Genomic DNA, 633 nt, shown 5'->3' on the forward strand with positions numbered 1-633 from the left:
ATAGCGTAACAACCAATGCAGACTCTGGTGACGGAGATAGCAATATTGCAGCGGGTAATAACGTAACCTTTATTGCAGGTAAAAACATTGCATTGCAAAAAGATGGCAACAAGTTTATCTATGCAACGAAAGACGATGTGACATTTAACAATGTGACAGCGAACAACACCACAACCACGAACTTAACCGTGAAAAACGGTGGTAACGTGGATATGGGTGGAAACCAAGTCCACAATGTAAGCACGGGTACAGCACCGACAGATGCGGTGAATGTGAAACAACTTTACGACACAGTGTCAGGAAATGTATCGACAGAGTCCGTGATTAAGAAAGCGGATGAAGACAACATTGCGGAAGTGACGGTTGCGGATAATAAACAGTCTGGTGATAAGAATGCGAAATATGAAGTGTCGGTATCAAAAGCGAAAATCAAAGCTTTAGCGAATGAAACCGTGAAAGTAAACACTTCAACGGCAGCGAATAACCCGATTACCGTAACACCGCACACTGAGAATGGTAACACGACTTACACCGTGAACTTTGATGGAGCGAAAGCGGCGGCAGAGATTCCATTAACGTACAAAGCGAACGATGGAGAAGCGAAAACGGTGACGTTATCAGAAGGCTTGAACT

General features: G+C 43.9%; 1 protein-coding gene. It reads left to right on the forward strand.

The annotated features are described in order from the left end of the window. Positions 1–633 (forward strand): hypothetical protein (locus B0185_RS05235; RefSeq protein WP_158077818.1); only part of this gene is annotated, 633 nt, incomplete at both ends.

It is taken from the genome of Haemophilus parahaemolyticus (assembly GCF_002015035.1).
Lineage (GTDB): Bacteria > Pseudomonadota > Gammaproteobacteria > Enterobacterales > Pasteurellaceae > Haemophilus_A > Haemophilus_A parahaemolyticus.